This is a genomic window from Gramella sp. KN1008, assembly GCF_004332155.1.
GTDB lineage: Bacteria > Bacteroidota > Bacteroidia > Flavobacteriales > Flavobacteriaceae > Christiangramia.
Genome location: NZ_SJDV01000001.1, coordinates 498548 through 515542, shown reverse-complemented (window position 1 = coordinate 515542; position 16995 = coordinate 498548). Strand labels below are relative to the sequence as shown.

The 16995-nt window shown below is 39.8% G+C and carries 17 protein-coding genes; 8 read left to right on the top strand and 9 right to left on the bottom strand.

The features are described 5' to 3' along the window. Positions 1-33 precede the first annotated feature (33 nt). Together EZJ28_RS02380 and EZJ28_RS02375 are read right to left on the bottom strand one after the other, a co-directional pair. Positions 34-453: a Fur family transcriptional regulator gene (locus tag EZJ28_RS02380; RefSeq protein ID WP_131394467.1), complete on the bottom strand. Its 420-nt coding sequence runs from the start codon at positions 451-453 to the stop codon at positions 34-36. Between the two features lie 866 nt (positions 454-1319). After that, a complete protein-coding gene (locus EZJ28_RS02375; RefSeq protein ID WP_165499019.1) occupies positions 1320-3740 on the bottom strand; it encodes a TonB-dependent receptor domain-containing protein in 2421 nt (806 codons plus the stop codon). Between the two features lie 194 nt (positions 3741-3934). Between EZJ28_RS02375 and EZJ28_RS02370 the strand changes: the two genes are divergently transcribed. Beyond that, positions 3935-5104, top strand: coding sequence for a sensor histidine kinase (locus EZJ28_RS02370; RefSeq protein WP_131394461.1), 1170 nt, complete (start codon positions 3935-3937; stop codon positions 5102-5104). Then, positions 5085-5852 carry a LytTR family DNA-binding domain-containing protein gene (locus EZJ28_RS02365; RefSeq protein WP_131394458.1) on the top strand — a complete coding sequence of 256 codons (768 nt, stop codon included), beginning with the start codon at positions 5085-5087 and terminating at the stop codon, positions 5850-5852. The genes EZJ28_RS02370 and EZJ28_RS02365 overlap by 20 nt, the downstream gene beginning before the upstream one ends. Positions 5853-5867: 15 nt before the next feature. Here EZJ28_RS02365 and EZJ28_RS02360 read toward each other — a convergent pair whose 3' ends face one another. From EZJ28_RS02360 to EZJ28_RS02350, 3 genes are all read right to left on the bottom strand, one after another. Beyond that, positions 5868-6203, bottom strand: coding sequence for a hypothetical protein (locus EZJ28_RS02360; RefSeq protein ID WP_131394456.1), 336 nt, complete (start codon positions 6201-6203; stop codon positions 5868-5870). A 143-nt stretch (positions 6204-6346) separates the two neighbouring features. Then, entirely contained in the window at positions 6347-6799 is a 453-nt protein-coding gene (locus tag EZJ28_RS02355) for a hypothetical protein (protein WP_131394453.1), read from the bottom strand. A 93-nt stretch (positions 6800-6892) separates the two neighbouring features. Next, positions 6893-7261 carry a hypothetical protein gene (locus EZJ28_RS02350; RefSeq protein WP_131394451.1) on the bottom strand — a complete coding sequence of 123 codons (369 nt, stop codon included), beginning with the start codon at positions 7259-7261 and terminating at the stop codon, positions 6893-6895. 220 nt (positions 7262-7481) lie between these two features. Here EZJ28_RS02350 and EZJ28_RS02345 point away from each other — a divergent pair, with 220 nt between their 5' ends. Next, complete coding sequence (locus EZJ28_RS02345) at positions 7482-8234, top strand: TrkA C-terminal domain-containing protein (protein ID WP_131394449.1); 753 nt, start codon at positions 7482-7484, stop codon at positions 8232-8234. Positions 8235-8283: 49 nt separating this feature from the next. Here EZJ28_RS02345 and EZJ28_RS02340 read toward each other — a convergent pair whose 3' ends face one another. Next, complete coding sequence (locus tag EZJ28_RS02340; protein ID WP_131394448.1) at positions 8284-8703, bottom strand: nuclear transport factor 2 family protein; 420 nt, start codon at positions 8701-8703, stop codon at positions 8284-8286. 206 nt (positions 8704-8909) lie between these two features. On the opposite strand from EZJ28_RS02340, the gene EZJ28_RS02335 reads away from it, so the two are divergent. Next, a complete protein-coding gene (locus EZJ28_RS02335) occupies positions 8910-9758 on the top strand; it encodes a universal stress protein (RefSeq protein WP_131394446.1) in 849 nt (282 codons plus the stop codon). 167 nt (positions 9759-9925) lie between these two features. Here the strand turns inward: EZJ28_RS02335 and EZJ28_RS02330 are convergent, their stop codons facing one another. Both EZJ28_RS02330 and EZJ28_RS02325 read right to left on the bottom strand, forming a co-directional pair. After that, entirely contained in the window at positions 9926-11620 is a 1695-nt protein-coding gene (locus EZJ28_RS02330) for a beta-N-acetylhexosaminidase (protein WP_131394444.1), read from the bottom strand. A 252-nt stretch (positions 11621-11872) separates the two neighbouring features. Then, positions 11873-12238 (bottom strand): hypothetical protein, encoded by a 366-nt coding sequence (locus tag EZJ28_RS02325; protein WP_131394442.1) that lies wholly within the window; start codon positions 12236-12238, stop codon positions 11873-11875. A 256-nt stretch (positions 12239-12494) separates the two neighbouring features. Between EZJ28_RS02325 and EZJ28_RS02320 the strand changes: the two genes are divergently transcribed. After that, complete coding sequence (locus EZJ28_RS02320) at positions 12495-13610, top strand: DUF2914 domain-containing protein (protein ID WP_131394440.1); 1116 nt, start codon at positions 12495-12497, stop codon at positions 13608-13610. Between the two features lie 53 nt (positions 13611-13663). Here EZJ28_RS02320 and EZJ28_RS02315 read toward each other — a convergent pair whose 3' ends face one another. Then, a complete protein-coding gene (locus EZJ28_RS02315; protein ID WP_131394438.1) occupies positions 13664-14194 on the bottom strand; it encodes a CIA30 family protein in 531 nt (176 codons plus the stop codon). Between the two features lie 142 nt (positions 14195-14336). Here EZJ28_RS02315 and EZJ28_RS02310 point away from each other — a divergent pair, with 142 nt between their 5' ends. The 3 genes from EZJ28_RS02310 (at position 14337) to EZJ28_RS02300 (ending at position 16901) form a co-directional block, all read left to right on the top strand. Next, complete coding sequence (locus EZJ28_RS02310) at positions 14337-14825, top strand: YqiA/YcfP family alpha/beta fold hydrolase (RefSeq protein WP_131394436.1); 489 nt, start codon at positions 14337-14339, stop codon at positions 14823-14825. 9 nt (positions 14826-14834) lie between these two features. Further along, a complete protein-coding gene (locus EZJ28_RS02305) occupies positions 14835-15728 on the top strand; it encodes a YafY family protein (RefSeq protein WP_131394434.1) in 894 nt (297 codons plus the stop codon). A 138-nt stretch (positions 15729-15866) separates the two neighbouring features. Then, positions 15867-16901, top strand: a complete 1035-nt coding sequence (locus EZJ28_RS02300; RefSeq protein WP_131394432.1) for an AAA family ATPase — start codon at positions 15867-15869, stop codon at positions 16899-16901. The last annotated feature ends 94 nt before the right edge of the window (positions 16902-16995 follow it).

Here is a 16995-nt window from a genome sequence, read left to right as displayed (position 1 = left end):
AAGTTAAGTGGAAAAAAATGCAACTTAAGTGCATTATTTGCGGCTGCATTTATCGCAGGTACCCTTAAGCACCAGGTTCACATCCTGAGTCACGAAACCTTCGGGAAGACTAATATGAGGGATCGTATGATCGGTAAGACATACCGTCTCATTACAGCTGGTACAATGAAAATGCAGATGGAGATTCTGTGTATTTCCCGCCCGGGCTGTTTGGGGTTCGTCCAGCGCGTATTTAGCGACACCGGTCCCGTCATCTATCTGGTGCACCAGGCCGTTCTTTTCAAAGGTCTTTATAGTACGGTATAAAGTGGTTCTGTCAGATTTATCGAAACCCGACTCTATATCATTAAGAGTGACAGCGACCTTTCTTTCCTGCAGAAATTTATACATAAGGAGACGAATCGCGGTTGGTCGTACCCTGTGCTGCCTGAGAACTTTTTCTATTTCATCCATACTTACAGGAAAGTTAAGCAAAGTTAGGAGGAAATAATGAATAAAATGAATGGATCGGGAACTGAAAACCTCTCAAAGAAGATTCAGGTAATTTATCGAAAGGCGCTTATTGAGTACAGCATTTGCAAAGTTTTATTCTGGAGATTTGAAATCTTTCCTTAGCCGAGGCCATGGCAAGATTTCCATTGGCGAATATGCCAATATAAATCCTTTCTAAAACTTCCGGCAGAGATTTGCAATTATCTGCATGAACCAGAATAACACCTTGGGAATTAGGGTTCTTACCAGAATAATAAAATTTCATGCCGCAATGTAAGCCCATCCACGCAGATCCGAATAATACATTTCATGATATTATTACTGTTTTTAATTATGAGATGTTAAAATCTGCCCCGGCTGAAAAAACAAGGATAAGATCTGACTGAAAACCACTTTAAGAGGTTTATGAACTATACTTAAGCACAAGATATACTGCAAGAAGAATACTACAAAGCAGCCAGATAAACTGAAATATTTTGGAATAACTTTTTACCATTTGGCCCAAACATTTACTAAATCTGTAAATTATCAAAGTCCAAATATATAACTATGTTATGCGACAAAAAACTAGGGTTAACCTGTATAAACAATTGTTAAAAAAAATCCCGGCTTAAAGACCGGGATTTTCAGATGATAAATGTATCAGGAAGAATTGATCTGTTAGCCACCCGCCCGGTTCAATTCTTCCAGACTGCCTGGACGGGATTTTTTGTGTGGCTGTTTGAAACCTACACTTATGACTGGAGACTGGCGGGGCTCACTTATGCATTTTTAAAAAAAATCCCGGCATTCACCGGGATTTGGCATCGCTTATTCAAATTTAAAAATTACTGTCCGCCGGCTCTGTTAAGTTCTTCAAGATCTGATGTTCGTGCCTTCGGCTGATTCTTCTCACCTATAAGGTTATACCTAATGTTAAGGTTTATACTACGGTTCCCCATATAATTGGCGATATACGTGGTATTCCCATTAAAATAAGAGTCACCGGTAACATCCATGGATTTAAAGATATCTGTAGCGTTTAAGGTCACATCAAGTCTTTCGTTCATAAAACTCTTCTTTACACCCAGGTCCATCCCAAACCGGTCATCTATACGGTAAAGCCCATACGCCACAGGCCCCTGGTACTGCGCATTAAGTTCCAGGCTTAGATCTGCCGGCAGGCTGATTCTGTGGGTAGACTGGGCCATAAAGTACAACTGGTCATTTTCAGCCTCCACGCCGTTAATATTAATATCGTACCTGTTATCTGCAAGCAGAACCGTGTTGGTGGTGTTCCATTCCGGAAGGATCTGGAAGGGAGCCACAAGGAGAGCACTAAAACTGGTATAATTCTCTATATTCCTTATTGCGAATGCTGTCTCACTGGTTTCGGGATCCTGGATAGGGATCTCACCAATAAAATCGTTCACCACATCATAACCCAGGATAAGGTTATATTTTCCAAAGAAGGTCTGGGTAAGCTTAAATGAATTTGTGAACTGTGGCTTAAGATCGGGATTACCTTCAATATAAGTATAAGGATCTATGTAGAAGATAAACGGATTAAGCCTGTCATAATCGGGACGCAGGATCCTTCGGTTATATGAATAGTTCAGTTTATAGTTCCTGCTAATCGTTTGTTCAAGGCTTATGCTTGGAAATAGTTCCAGATAATCCCTTTCATCTGTCTGATCCATAGTGGCCGAAATTCCCTTAGCTTTGGTCTGCTCCAGCCTAAGGCCGGCATTAAGGCTGAATTTATCGCTTAGTTTAGTATTAAAGCTTGCATAAGCCGCATAGATATTCTCTTCGTACCTGAACTCATTACTCCTTGTAGGATCGGGATTCAGGGCACCATCTTCCTCTATAAGGAAATCCAGGTTACTTTTGGAAACCACATCACTGGCCTTCAGCCCCAGTTCCAGTCCAGATCTTTCAGATAGCGATGTACTGAAATCGATCCTGGCTGAAAAGATCTCGTAATCTGAAATACTGTTACTGAATAATTGTTCACTCTGTTCGGTATTTGATTGATTGAATATATAGGTATTATTGAAACTGGATTGCGAATCTTTATTCAGGCTCACATAATCGAAATTGGCAGAAAGACTGGTTCCCGTAGTATCCAGTTTGGCATCGTAATGTACATTGAACCTCTGGTTGGTGAAATCTTCCTGGATATTATTAAGAGCGATGATATCGGTGGTTTTGTTCGTGATAAGATCATTAAGGACTCCATCAGAATTCCAGTTGTTCTCCATCTCTCTGTAAGTAAGATCGGCCATCACTCCCACCGTATGATTTTCATTGATACTATAATCTGTTCCCAATCTGATGTTAGGAGTAAGAAATGTTTTATTGTCCAGTGCATCCTGTGCCAGGAAGGCTGTTTGCTCGCCTTCGGCTTCGAATCCTCTTTCAAAATACTGGTCCCTTATCCTTCCAGATCTTCTCAGATCCAGATTCAGAAAAGAATTCCATTTACCTTTTTTATAATTGAGGTTCGCGCCTACATTGTAACCGTGGATCTCATTATACTTATAACCTCCGTAAATGCTTCCGTTAAGTCCGCTTAATGTATTCTTCTTCAATTTGATGTTCAATATCCCTGAGCTGCCTTCAGCATCGTATTTAGCTGACGGATTGGTGATCACTTCTATGCTTTCAATATTCTCTGCAGACATACCTTCCAGGAGAGCTTTAAGTTCCTGCTGAGATAGATAGGTTTCTCTTCCGTCTATAAGAACCGTCACCCCACTTTTCCCGTTAAGCTGAAAATTCCCATCCTGGTCTACCACCACCCCGGGAGCCCTTGATAAGACTTCAAACGCAGTGCTTCCCGCAGCAAGGGCAGTACCTTCCACTCTTACATTCAGGTTCCCGCCTTCCATCGTTATCTTGGGCCTCCAGGTTTCAATCATCACTTCATTGAGCATGGTGGACTCTTCTTTCATAAGAATAGCCCCAAAATCCCGGCTATAACCGGCATCCTCGACCTGAAACCTACTACTAAAAGTTGAGGAATAACCAATTGCGCTAAATCTAAGGAAGTAATCGCCGGGTTTGGGGGCTTTAAATTCAAAATTTCCATCTATATCGGTAGTAGAACCGGTAACTATAGTGGAATCTGGTGCTTTCATAACGGCTACGGTAGCAAAAGGAATCGTCACCTCTTCCTGATCTATAAGGCTTCCGCTAAGAGTGCCCTGCGAATAAGCCGAAAAGCTCATAAACACAAGGCATATCATTAATATTTTCTGATACATTTTCATCATTTTAAGATTTTAAGGTTAATAATTTTTTGGTTGCTAACAGGGCAAATATGGGCCACACGGAGGCCTGCGGAAAGGCAAAAAAGATGAAGTGGGATCTGAGCTGGTTCAAACGGGATATAGGCTAAATGAATTGGAAAGGGATTCCATGAAAAATCACAAAATTGCCTTCTATTAAGTTGCAACACATGAAGAGACCAGGAGTAGATAAAAAACATTTTATTTTTTACTTTTACCCGGTAAGAAAAATCCACACTATAAAAGAAAAGCTTTCAGATAAGGATTCTCCGGAAGGAAAAAAGTTAAGATCCAATTTCCGCACGATACTGGAAAAAGTTGGGATAGCGGCTATCACTACTTTTATCGTATATTTTTCGGTAGTTTACAATAATTTAGGCAGGCTTATATTTCCAAGCTGGTTAGAATGGATGGAGCTTGGATTAGAGTTTATTTTTCTCCTGATCCTTTTCTGGCTGCACCGGCAGTTCTCCAAACTAATCAATTCCCCTCGCCTGTCCCATCTAAATCATTTTCTAAAAATAGCGATAGAGATGATAATTGTGATCGTGAGCGCGATAATCTTACATTTCCTTATCAATATTTTACCACTCAGCTTCCTTTTTTCGTGGGATGAGTTTAATCCCGTACGTTTAAGAACTTCTTTTCTTGTACAGATAATTGTGGCGCTGTTCTTCTATTTTTTTGTGGAAAGGGAAAGAAGCAGAAGAAAGCTGGAGGCTGAAAAACTGAATTCGGCCCGTTTACAGAAAGAAAATTTTCAGGCCCAGCTGGAAAGCCTCAAACAACAGGTAAATCCTCACTTCCTCTTTAATAGTCTGAACGTTCTGGGATCACTGGTTTACAGTGACCAGGATAAAGCGGTTGATTTTATAAGAAAACTTTCAGACCTCTACCGGTCTTACCTGGACCATGGAGCAGAGATGCTTATAAGTCTTAAAAAGGAAATGGAAGTGTGCGGGGCTTACACCTATCTGCTGGAAACCCGTTTTGGAAAGGCGGTAAACTTCAGTTTTAATGTACCAGAAGATAAACTGAAGCTTCAAATCCCGCCGGGTTGTGTACAGATGCTTATTGAAAATGCGGTAAAACACAATGGTTCCACCCCTTCCAGACCTTTAAGAGTTGAAATTCTGGTTAAAGATGATAAGTTACTGGTGCGGAATGACCTGAATCCGAGAAAGGAAAGTATTACCTCCACCAAAACAGGCCTGCAGAACATCATTAACCGGTACCATTATTTAACCGATGAAGAGGTGAAAATTGAAAAATCTGAAAGCGAATTCGTAGTAAAACTTCCACTCCTAAAAGTTGAGGATTATGAGAATAGTGATCATTGAAGATGAGATCTTTGCGGCAGAAGCCCTGCAGAAAATCATTTTAGAGTTACGGCCTGAGACCAGGATAATGGCAAAACTCCCTTCCATAGAGGAGGCGGTAGACTGGTTTGGCAGTAATGAAATGCCCGAGCTTATATTTTGTGACATTCACCTATCAGACGGCAGCAGTTTTGAGATCTTCAAGCAAGTAGAAATTAAATGCCCGGTGATCTTTACTACTGCTTATAATGAATACGCCATAGAAGCCTTTAAAGTAAACAGTGTGGATTATTTGCTGAAACCTCTTAAAAAGGAAGAGATCCTGAAGGCAATAGAGAAATATGAAGAACTAAGGCAGGATACATTTAGCGAAGAACTCCAGAACCTGCAAAACCTTCTGCAAGCCCAAATGGGTGGCAACCTGAACAATACAAAGTCCCGTTTTATGGTAAAAAGCGGGCAAAGCATCAAAACCATCCCGAGCAAAGAGGTGGCCTATTTTCTGGCGGAAGATGGAATAGTGTTACTTGTAAATTTTAAAGGCAACAGGTTTGCAGTGAATTATACGCTGGACGAACTGGACCGGCAGCTGGATGATAAAATATTTTTCAGGGCTAACCGTCAGTTGATCGTAAATATAAGGGCTGTGAAAGAAGTGCATCCTTATTTTAAAGGAAGACTTCAGCTAAGACTGGAGCCTGCTTCAGAAAATGATCATATAATAAGCAACAACAAAGCTTCAGATTTTAAGCAATGGCTGGATCTTTAGAATAGGTATAAAAATCTAAAACTGTAGGAACCAATAACCCATTAAGAACAGGCAGGATAAGACCAGCCCTCCAAGCACAACCATTAAGCCCCTGTTCTCCGATCTAATTTCGGCCACTTCGCGGGTAAGAAGCTCCTTCTCAAGATCGTCCAGGCTCAGGTAATTAGAAAGGCCCATCCTCATGGCTATTTTTCCCTTCGTGGTGAGCCTTATGGTTCCCCTGCTTGTTATAAGTATAAGTTGATTCTCTCTGAGTTCATTTATGAACTTCACTGATGATCTTCTCCTTACCTCGGCTACCGGCACCCCATCCATGCAAGTCTGATAGATCTTATCTTCCACATTCATCATTAACATAATTTTAACTACCTAACAGGCTGGCAATTAACAAAATTTTAACCTATTGCCAAAATTTGTTTTTGATTTATTATGTTAAAAATTTTCGGGCTGAATAGGCTGTGGTTCCTGCGGCTATTCAGGCAGTATATTTAGCGTTATTTTAATCGCTTAAAGACATATCTGGTAATAAAAATTCCCCCGTCATCATCTTCTCCGCTGTAACTTTCCACCCCGCTGTTCACAAAGGCGAGTTCCCAGCCTTCCCCGGCCAGAGCATTGAGCTTAGAGGTCACTACCGCATCGTTGGCGGCGATGTTCTGAAAGCGGATCCCTCCCATATTGAAAAAGTTAAGCAGTTTGGTCTCCTCAAAATTCTTTAGTCTGATCTCCCCTCGATCAGACTTATTTCTCTGGTCGCTGTCTTCACTTCTCTCTGTAGTGAATTCTTTATAATCCCGGTTTTCTTCAGAACTTATCATTCTGGAACGGCCAAGCCCGTTTGGAACGATAGATTCCACTACGGTGATGGTCTTGTACTCAAATGACTGAGCATAAGAAAGGCTACCGGCAAATAGTATAAAACCGGCAATTAGAAGTGCTTTTTTCATTGGTTTTTATGGTTTAGAAAAACGCATCTAAATAAGCTAAAAATTAAATTCCCCGATTTTAATTGTGATGAAATTAACTAAAGAAACAGCCTCTTAAAAAGCTGTTTTCACATTTAACTTCTGTCTCATCTCAAATAATACCGATTTCCAGTTAACAGAAGGAGCGTTAAAGCTTATATTTTTTCCATCTTCTGTTCTTTGTTTCAGTACTTCCAGGCATAATCTGTTCCTGGAAAAATCTTCTATTACCAGTTTACACAACTCGCTGAATGCCGCAGTCTGCTCATTGATCTCATAAATGGTTTTGGCAGAATCGTTCTTCCATTTAGAAGAAGCATAATCTTCTATGGATTTATATACTTCAGGTTGATCTTTTTTCAGTTTCTCAGAATCCTCTGAAAGTTTCTGGCCAGTCAGGCTAAAAGACATTAACAAACACAACCCTAACAATACAGTTTTCATACTTACATTTTTTGGTTAGTCTTTTTAATATACTAATAAACAGTACGTTATAAAATAAATAAGGCTGATAAGGGGAAAAATCCCTGTATTTTTCCAGGGCCCAAATACTATACAAATCATCATTATGTAACCTAAGATGGAATCTCTATTATCTATGGTCCCAGCCATCGATTTCCAAAAATTGATTAAATTAAAGAGAGAACCAGGAAAAATTAAGGTCATGGCTGCGGTAATCTCATTACTCATCATCATTTCAATTTCCATGCTTATAACCAGAATTGGTACTATCGCCTTCGTACATACCGGGCTTTCCAAGGAAGTAGCCAAATTCCAGGCCCGTTCGGCCTATCTGGGAGTAGGCTTTACCACCAGGGAATCTGAACTCATGGTAAAGGACCCGGTTCGCAGAAAGATTCTCACCTTTCTCATCTTTACCGGAAATGCGGGGGTGATCACAACAATCTCCTCTGTAATCTTTAGCTTCCTTTCATTGCAGGAGACGGGTTTCATATCGGTTGAGATGCTGGTCCTGGCGGCAGGGATAGGACTTCTTATATTTCTTGCTTACAGCGATTTTGTAGACCGCAGGCTTTCAAGGTTAATAGAAAAACTGCTTAAGAGATACACCTACCTGGACGTAAAAGATTATTACAGCTTATTAAACCTGGAAGGGGATTACAGAGTTTCAGAATTGAAGGTAGAAGAAGGAGACTGGGTGAATCAAAAATCATTGAAAGAGCTTCAGCTGGATAAGGAAGGAGTGCTGGTATTGGGAATAAAAAGGGCCAACGGAGAGTATATAGGAGCTCCTTATGGAAAAACGAATATAAAGGTGGATGATATATTAATATTGTATGGTGAAAGTTCAGGTTTAAAAAACCTTGAAGATCGCAAAAAAGGAGCCAGTGGTGATGAACAGCATGACGATGCCGTTAGCGAACAAAATAAAAAGAAGGAAGACCAGGAAGACTAACAGAATGCAGAAATACTTTCAGATCTTCCCGGATTAGCCCTAATAACTATCAATTTTCAGGAGGCATCTGGGAAGCTATGGTCTGATATTTTATCTTTCCATCCTCAATCACAAATGTATCCACGGCAAAAGGCGTAACCTCTTTCCCTGTAGTCCCATCGCTTACTTTGTACACGAGAAAAACAATTCCCTCTTCGATCACTTCCTGTAACTTATGCATTTCGATATTTTCCGGGAAGAACTCTGCGAAGGCATAATCAAAAGTCTTACTGATCTCTTCCAAACCTTTATTAACCTTGCCGTCTGGAGTTACTATGATCGAATTCTCATCATAATCCTTCATAATTTCCGCCTTATTCTTATTGAGAAGTGCTTCTTCATGATGCCTGTATACCTCTAAAGTGGATCGGTTCTGTGCGAATACATTTAAACTTAAAAAAAACAGCAGTGAACAAACGATTAATTTCATATTTAAAGATTGTTGGTTATACAATTTAAATATCTAACTTTCAGATGATTAAAGCAACTAATATTTTAATAGCCAGAGCCTCCACTTTCCACTTACTTATATGGAATATCATGATAAACATCATTTTTTAACAGCAGTCCTCCCCTTAATTTTGCGCTGAAGCTGAAGGTCAATGCAGGGTTTTAATTCTTTTAAGCTATTTGATCATGAAAAACATCCTTATCGCCACCGATTTTTCAAAAGAGGCTTATTGCGCTCTTTATTACGCCACACAACTCTTCAAAGAGGATGATGCTCAATTCTATATCTGTAATTTCTACGGGGACGAGATACATACTTCGGTATACAGTATCGTTAATGAAGAGGAGTTTAAAAAGGCGCCCCGGCTGGGGGTTAGCTCCCGTGCGGGCTGTACGGAAACCTTTCACAGCATCATACGTGATTCTGAGTTACCCAAAGAGAGATTCGAGATCATCAGTTCTGACCAAAAGCTTATAAAAGGCATTGAGAACCTTATCCTTGAAAAGAATATAGACCTGGTGGTGATGGGCACCAGAAAACATAAGGGTACTTTTGAAAGTATCTACGGCACCCATACCACAAAACTTATAGAAAGAGCCATCTCCAAACCTATACTGGTGATCCCCAGGGAACTGGATTATAAAACTCCTCTTCATATCGCTTTCGCCAGTGATCTTAACCGGGAGTTCAAAAAAGGAAGTTTCAGGTTCCTTAAAGAACTGGCCCAAAGCCTGGGCTCAAGTATTACCGTGGTATATGATGGTGAAGAAGGAAGCCTTTCCAAAGAGCAATGGAAGAATTATAACGAATTTAAATCGATCTTTGAAGAAGTGCCGGTGCATCTGGTTTATTCTTTCACCCATATAGAAATATCAAAGACGCTGGCAGAATATGTAAAGAACAATGATATGGATATGCTGAGCATGATCTACTATAAACATGGTTTTACTGAAAGTATTTTCCGTGAACCTGTTGTGGAGAATATAGACAGGCATCTCTCATTTCCTTTCCTTATACTTCCGGAAAAATCCTGATAGGCCAAAAAACCGGAAGCAACAGATCATCCCGAAAACATATTTCGGGATGATTTTTTTTTGACCTGATGAATTGGAAGCCCCTGAAAACCCACACTCCAATAAAGGCCAAAAAAAACTGCCGGGAATTCCCGGCAGTTTTTTATCAGGTAATACTTATCACCTGTTTACTCATCTTTATTAAAAACATGAGTGGCATAATTCAATCCGAGTTCATCATAGGTGGCCCTTAAGGCTGAAAGTCGGTTCTTAAAGCCTTCCCAGTCCTTTTCGGTATTCTTGGTCCAGCCCACCTCGGCTAGGGCGGCAAGACGTGGCAAGAGCATATATTCCAGTTTTTCCATATCCGGGATATACTCGGTCCACAGATTTGCCTGTGTACCCAGGATATATTCATGCTGCTCTGAGGTTAATTCTTCGGGCAGGGGCTCATAGGAATAGACCTTTTCCACCGGCAGATATCCGCCAATGGCAAGCGGTTCCTCTTCCTTATCCTGAGCCTGGTAATAATCAAAATAACAATAATCTGTAGGGGTCATGATCACATCGTGCCCCTGCTTCGCTGCCTCGATACCGCCTTCTTCACCTCTCCACGACATCACGGTGGCGTTTGGTGCAAGACCACCTTCCAGGATCTCGTCCCAGCCAATGATCTTTTTACCTTTACTGTTGATGTATTTTTCCATTCGCTGAATAAAGTAGCTCTGCAGCTCATGTTCATCCTTCAATCCTTCCTGCGCCATTCGCTGCTGACATTCGGGGCAGCGTTCCCAGTTAGCTTTAGGACATTCATCGCCTCCAATGTGCACATATTCTGAAGGGAAAAGAGGAATCACCTCATCCAGCACATTCTGAAGAAAAGTAAAGGTAGAATCCTTTCCTGCACAGTACACATCGTCAAAGATTCCCCAGGTTTCCTGGACTATTTTGTTGCGTCCCTCAGCCTGCTGCTCTTTACTGGTCTCAGACATCATATCGTTTGGCACCTCGGTCTTCTCTTCCGGGAAACAGCTTAAATAAGGATAGGCCGCTATGGCTGCACTGCTGTGCCCCGGCAGTTCAATTTCAGGGATCACCGTAATATGCCTTTCCCCGGCATAGGCAACGATATCTTTTACCTGTTCCTGAGTATAGAATCCACCGGTACGCTCATTATCATTGGAAGTTCCGGGTTTATGTCCCACGATGGTTCCATTGCGATAAGCCCCAATCTCGGTAAGCTTAGGATATTGTTTGATCTCGATTCTCCAGCCCTGGTCTTCGGTTAGGTGCCAGTGAAAGGTATTTATCTTATGCAGGGCAAGGATATCAAGGTAACTCTTTACCTCATCCACCTCAAAGAAATGTCTCGCCACATCCAGATGGGTACCACGGTATGCAAAGCGGGGAGTATCTGATATCTCCACAGCAGGGACGATTAGGTCTCCGTCTTCCACAAGCATAAGCTGGCGAAGGCTTTGTACCGCGTAAAAGATGCCTTTGGCCGATCCACCTTCGATGTTTATTTCTTCCGGAGTCACTTTCAACTCATAAGCCTCTTCTCCAAGAGACGAATTCAGGGCGAAGCTGATCGCTTTTCCGTCTTCGAAATCCTTAATGTCCTTTTGAAAATCTGATTTGGCATAGTCTCTTAAGAAAGCGGCTTCTTTCTGGAAATCACCCGCCTGTATGGCAACATCATCCGAAAGAAGGAAGGCACCCGTACCGGGATTAAGCCTGGCAGGCTGCGGTACCACATAATAATCTTCATCCTTATTATCCCTGTCCGGATACTTAGGACTCGAACACGAGCTAAATACCAATCCCAGAAACAGGATAGGCCAGGCGATGTTCAGCAATTTAAATTTTAGAAAGCTTTTCATGTTTAATCGTTTGTTTTTTAATAAACTGGAGATCCGTAAATTACAATTTTTTTATAATTAATACGCACTTCTACAAAATTTTAGTAAATCTTCTGTATTAATTAAATATTTTATAAAAAGACTTTGCAGAGCGTAGGGCGAGAATTTGTCTGTAAAATCCGCAGCTATACAGCATAGCTTACCCAGGCTGCTTTAGACTTTCATACTCCGTTGAGTTGAGTGGGGTTTAAGTTCCTATCTAAGTGCAGATTTTTAGCCGGCTATCATTTCAACTAGGCCATTAAGGATGGGTTCGGGACTGCCTAACACTATGGCTATCAGGATACTCATCAGGATTACGATCATACCAAGGAGAATATTCTTTTGTTTTTTAAGGCTGGGAGCTGATCTGGCAAGTTCGGCTTCAAATTTTTCGGCCTGTATATATTTTTTAACACCGATCTTTAGGGCCTCCTCCCCTTTCCTGGTAACCACCCAGTCTCCTTTTGAATTCACTCTCACAAGATAATACCGCTGCAATTCACGCAACATTCTTTTATCATTATCAGATTGCAGTTCGGGAAAAAGGCTGTTCGCCCTGAACTGCATAAGCATTTGGGTAAGCTTGTGATCGTTCATGATCAAATTATTGGTTTGAAGTCCAAATATAATATTTTAAGAATTATTTAAGAAAACAGATTTTTTAAAGACTTAATCAAAACGATAGATTTTGCTGTTTATTCTTCTATTATTATTGTCCCATAGGCGTGAGTGCAGCGCCACCATCGGCGATATTTTCCATTTCTGAAACTGTCGCGTCCAGCTGTTCCTATTAAAGTCAAAGCAAATATCCGGATGAAGTTTTTATCTTAAATTTGGCGCTACTAAATACAGTATGAAAAGAACTTTAGTAAGATATAGAAATACTGCTTTTGGAAGGTTTGTTTATCGCAATCAGAAGTACGCTCCCATTCTTTTTTTTATGGGTGGTTTTATATTTGATACCCTGACCTTAGGGCGAATAGATCGTGTTTATGATACGGTGGTACTTTGCTCCCATATGACCTTATTATCTATAACGCTTTTTTTGTATAATACAGTGGATGAGGACAAGTGGGAGGGTACTTTTATAAGGCGTTATTCCGAATATTTTCCGCTAGCCATACAGTTCTTCTTTGGCGCACTTTCAAGTGCTTTTGTCATCTACTTTTTCAGAAGTGTATCCATGTCTAAAACTTTGTTTTTTTTCATACTGCTGGTTCTGCTCTTATTTGCAAACGAGTTTCTTAAAAGGAAAATATCCAATAAATACCTTCAGTTCAGTATTTATTTTTTTATAAGTTTTACCTTTTTTGCCTTTATGATTCCCACGCTGATCAAGGAAATGAATACCTTTATTTTTATCATTTCGGGGCTTATAAGTTTGGGGTGTACGCTGGCACTCATCACGTTTATTTTCAGATCAAGCCCAGGCACAAGAGCTGAGATAAGTCTGAAAAAACTGATCAGTCTTATCCTTTCTATCTATATAACGATCAATGTTTTTTACTATTTCAATCTTATTCCACCAGTGCCGCTGGCTATGGATGCCGGGTTGGTGGCTCATGATGTGCGAAAAATAAATAACGAATACATCGTTACTTACGAGAGGAATCCATGGTATATATTCTGGCGTAAACATCACGTCACTTTTCATCGTCAGGCAGGTCAAAGAGTTTATGTGTTCACTTCTGTTTTTGCACCTACAGATTTAAAAAAGTCCATTTTTCACAGGTGGAAACGCTACAATCCTGAAACCGGGAAATGGGAAGTTACTGATGACATTGATTTTGAAGTTGCCGGTGGGCGTGATCGTGGTTTCCGTGGATATACCTATAAAAATAACCTCAGGGAAGGCCAATGGAAAGTTGAAGTGATTACAGAAGAGGAACTAATACTTGGTATTGTGGATTTTGAGATTAAAAACACTTCTCAACCTCATAAAGGAGGAATGGTAAAGAGATCATTTTAACAACTGTCACCTCGATTTATCAGGGTTTTTACAGCGTTGAGTTAAAATACAGATCATTTCAATTCTATCTTATCCAGTAGCAGTTTGAAATTCTGTTCTTTTTTGTTGCCGATAAGAAATGTGATCTGGGTCATGGATTTTCCATCAAATTTTGGTTTGTCCAGGTTTCTGCCGCGGTAGGTGGGATACATATCCTCAAAATCGATCTCGACCTCTTCCCATTCTCCGGAGGTATCAAATTCGGCTGCATAAGAGTAATACTCATAAACATCGGCCTTTAACCTGAACTGGTATTTCTTACCATCTCCTTTAAGCCTTATCACCACTTTGGAATAATCGGAAGTCTGTATCTTCCTGAAGTTATAATCTACAGAGGAAAAGCCTCCGTTATTTGCCAGGGAAACCTCGCCTTCAAATACTGCATGTCCTTCCTCGTTTAAACTGAAATGCCCTGAGGAGCGGCCTCCCATCACCACATCGTCTACCACCCTCCAGTTGCTAAGATCTGAGTTCTTATCGAAGTCGAAGAGCATTAGGGATGAGCTGGCAGAAAACAACATGATCATGATTAAAAGATATTTCATTGTTTTATTTTTTTGAAAGCAGTCCTTATAAGTTAAGCAAATTAATCCCTGATCTAAATTAATCAAGGCTTAATTAATTATTAAGCGACATATTTTGTCGCATTCTCTTTTTTTATTTGCCTTGAACATTTAAATTAACAGGATGAATATTTTATATCTCCACGGACTGAATAGCAAACTTAGTCCTGAAAAAAGAAAAGTGCTGGAAAAATATGGTGAGGTTTATGCCCCGGATATCGATTATCAATCAGAGCATATCCAACCTGTTGAAATTTTAAAACAATATCCGGATACCCATTTTAATGTTATTATAGGAAGTAGTATGGGAGGTTTAAATGCCTTTATTATTTCAGAAAATATAGGTCGCCCGGCTTTGCTCTTTAACCCTCCTCTGGTAAACCATATGCCTCTAAAATTCCAGAATATCTATACAAAGGGTTTAGCTCAAAAAGCAATAATTCTGGGAAGACAGGATAAAATAGTTAATCCATCAGATACCCTTAAATTCCTGGGGAGATATTCAAAAGAAGCTGAAGTCTTAATCAAGTTATTTCCACATTTGGAACACCGTATCCCCCTGGAATTATTCAAGGATGAAGTAAAAGAATTCTTTAGTAAACTTTGTTATTAAGCCAAAATTATGTCTGTACGCCAAACCATAAAACGTCATTTTAAGATCATTTCCCTGCTTCAGAAAAAGCCTATGGGTTTTGAAGAGATTCAGGATGAGATCGCAATAGATCCGGATTCTGTAGAAGAAAAATTATTGACTTCCCAACGGACTTTTCAAAGGGATATTCTCGATATCGCTTCTATTTATGGAATTGAGATCGCCTCGGATAAAAGCAGGAATCTTTACTATATAAAAGATGATGTGGAAGATGAAAGCACTCAGAGATTACGTGAAAATTACGATCTGCTGAATGCTATTAGGCTTTCTAAGGGAATGGGGAACAGCCTTTTCTTTGAACAGAGAAAAGCCCTGGGGACAAAACATATGGCGGGTTTACTTTATGCCGTTCAGAATTTATGGGTAGTGGAATTTGAATACAAGAAGTTCTGGGATGGTTCCGTCAGTCAGAGACGGGTATATCCTATCTCACTTAAAGAGGCACGTAACAGGTGGTATCTTATCGCCAAGGATGAAAAAGATGACATTATTAAGAACTTTTCCCTGGACCGGATCGAGAATTTGAATTTGACTAAGGATCATTTTAAATCGATCGACTTCGATGTGGAAACGGAATTTGAAAATAGTTTCGGAATCATCAATGGCACAGAAGAAGAACCAGTGGAAGTGATCTTATCATTTTCTCCCAGGGAAGGCCGCTATGTTGGTTCTTTACCCTTACATAAGAGCCAGGAATTGATCGAACAAAATGATAAAGAGATTAGGTACCGATATTTTATCAGACCTACTTATGATTTCAAAATGGAGATCCTATCTTACGGAGACCAGGTGAAGGTGCTGGCTCCCAAAATTCTTCAGCAAAAGATCAAAGAACAATTAAAAAGATCTATCGCGCGATATTAAGCGACATCTTTCGGCGCTTTACCCGATTAGATTTGAAACCATATCAAAACCGCTGAGGGATATTAAGCTATTCTGATGTAGGGTAAGAATGCTATATCCAAAAACTCAGCTGTTTTCAATCCATTAAATATTTTAAATATGAAAAATTTAAAACCTGAACTCTCACTCCTGGATGAAGGTTATATTCTTTCAAGTCCTTTGCAAATTTATACCAGCTATTTTAAACAAATACCAAGTGAAATTGAATACGAAAATCTAGAAATAAAAAAATTAATAGTTGAGTTTCCGCTAGTTTTTAAAAAGCAAATTCTTAAATACCATTTCGCAATAAATAAATCTGATTCAAAGGAAGTTGGGAGGCATATATTCATTTTACAAAATGAAATTCTGGTTGAGATAGTTCCCCGGGCTTTACACATTTATTTTAATGAAGAATCAGCTCACACTCGCAAGATTGAAAAATTTATTACCAATTATAAAAAATCCAATCCAGAGTTGGCCCAAATCAATTTGATCACCATGCAACAGGGTGATTTCCAGAACAGGAAGATCGATTTCGAAAAACCAAAAATTGAATTAGATCAGTTATATAATAATGACTTCACTCCTTGTCACCACAAAATGCTGAATACCTTAAATGAGAAGAACACAAGCGGACTTCATTTACTTTATGGGATACCTGGAACAGGAAAGAGTACTTATATTCGTTACTTATGCAGCATCCTTAAAAAGAAAGTGATCTTTCTCCCAGGGCAACTGGCCCAGAATCTGGACAATGTATATATGACCCGCTACCTCATTTCAAATTCCAATTCTATTTTAGTCATTGAGGATGCCGAAGAACTCATTGTTTCTCGGGATCATAAGCGAAATTCCAACCTGGCTATGATCCTGAATATGACCGATGGAATTTTAGGAGAGTCTTTAGGAATTCAGATCATCGCCACCTTTAATACCGATTTTAGAAATATCGATCCGGCATTAAAGCGTAAAGGTCGTTTAAAGAGCAGCTACGAATTTAAAGCTTTAGAAGTGGAAAAAGCGAACCACCTACTGCAAAAAGAGGGCTTAGAAGAGACAACAGCCACTCCCCTAACCCTTGCCGAGATCTATAATTTTAAAGAAGAGCAGGAAATGAAAGACCCGGCAAGGAAAGCGGTAGGATTCAGATAAGTTTGATAAATCAAAAATTTAGCAAGACCAAGCGTTATGTTTAATTGAGCATTTTCTATACTTATGAACGTGCTTACTTCCTTACTAAAAAGAG

Bases quoted from the DNA above. Each gene is read 5' to 3' on its own strand.
- EZJ28_RS02325 (WP_131394442.1), bottom strand. From the start codon at position 12,238: ATGAACGATCACAAGCTTACCCAAATGCTTATGCAGTTCAGGGCGAAC.
- EZJ28_RS02310 (WP_131394436.1), top strand. From the start codon at position 14,337: ATGAATATTTTATATCTCCACGGACTGAATAGCAAACTTAGTCCTGAA.
- EZJ28_RS02335 (WP_131394446.1), top strand. From the start codon at position 8,910: ATGAAAAACATCCTTATCGCCACCGATTTTTCAAAAGAGGCTTATTGC.
- EZJ28_RS02355 (WP_131394453.1), bottom strand. From the start codon at position 6,799: ATGAAAAAAGCACTTCTAATTGCCGGTTTTATACTATTTGCCGGTAGC.
- EZJ28_RS02300 (WP_131394432.1), top strand. From the start codon at position 15,867: ATGAAAAATTTAAAACCTGAACTCTCACTCCTGGATGAAGGTTATATT.
- EZJ28_RS02320 (WP_131394440.1), top strand. From the start codon at position 12,495: ATGAAAAGAACTTTAGTAAGATATAGAAATACTGCTTTTGGAAGGTTT.
- EZJ28_RS02340 (WP_131394448.1), bottom strand. From the start codon at position 8,703: ATGAAATTAATCGTTTGTTCACTGCTGTTTTTTTTAAGTTTAAATGTA.
- EZJ28_RS02375 (WP_165499019.1), bottom strand. From the start codon at position 3,740: ATGTATCAGAAAATATTAATGATATGCCTTGTGTTTATGAGCTTTTCG.
- EZJ28_RS02380 (WP_131394467.1), bottom strand. From the start codon at position 453: ATGGATGAAATAGAAAAAGTTCTCAGGCAGCACAGGGTACGACCAACC.
- EZJ28_RS02315 (WP_131394438.1), bottom strand. From the start codon at position 14,194: ATGAAATATCTTTTAATCATGATCATGTTGTTTTCTGCCAGCTCATCC.
- EZJ28_RS02345 (WP_131394449.1), top strand. From the start codon at position 7,482: ATGGCTGCGGTAATCTCATTACTCATCATCATTTCAATTTCCATGCTT.
- EZJ28_RS02365 (WP_131394458.1), top strand. From the start codon at position 5,085: ATGAGAATAGTGATCATTGAAGATGAGATCTTTGCGGCAGAAGCCCTG.
- EZJ28_RS02360 (WP_131394456.1), bottom strand. From the start codon at position 6,203: ATGATGAATGTGGAAGATAAGATCTATCAGACTTGCATGGATGGGGTG.
- EZJ28_RS02370 (WP_131394461.1), top strand. From the start codon at position 3,935: ATGAAGAGACCAGGAGTAGATAAAAAACATTTTATTTTTTACTTTTAC.
- EZJ28_RS02350 (WP_131394451.1), bottom strand. From the start codon at position 7,261: ATGAAAACTGTATTGTTAGGGTTGTGTTTGTTAATGTCTTTTAGCCTG.
- EZJ28_RS02305 (WP_131394434.1), top strand. From the start codon at position 14,835: ATGTCTGTACGCCAAACCATAAAACGTCATTTTAAGATCATTTCCCTG.
- EZJ28_RS02330 (WP_131394444.1), bottom strand. From the start codon at position 11,620: ATGAAAAGCTTTCTAAAATTTAAATTGCTGAACATCGCCTGGCCTATC.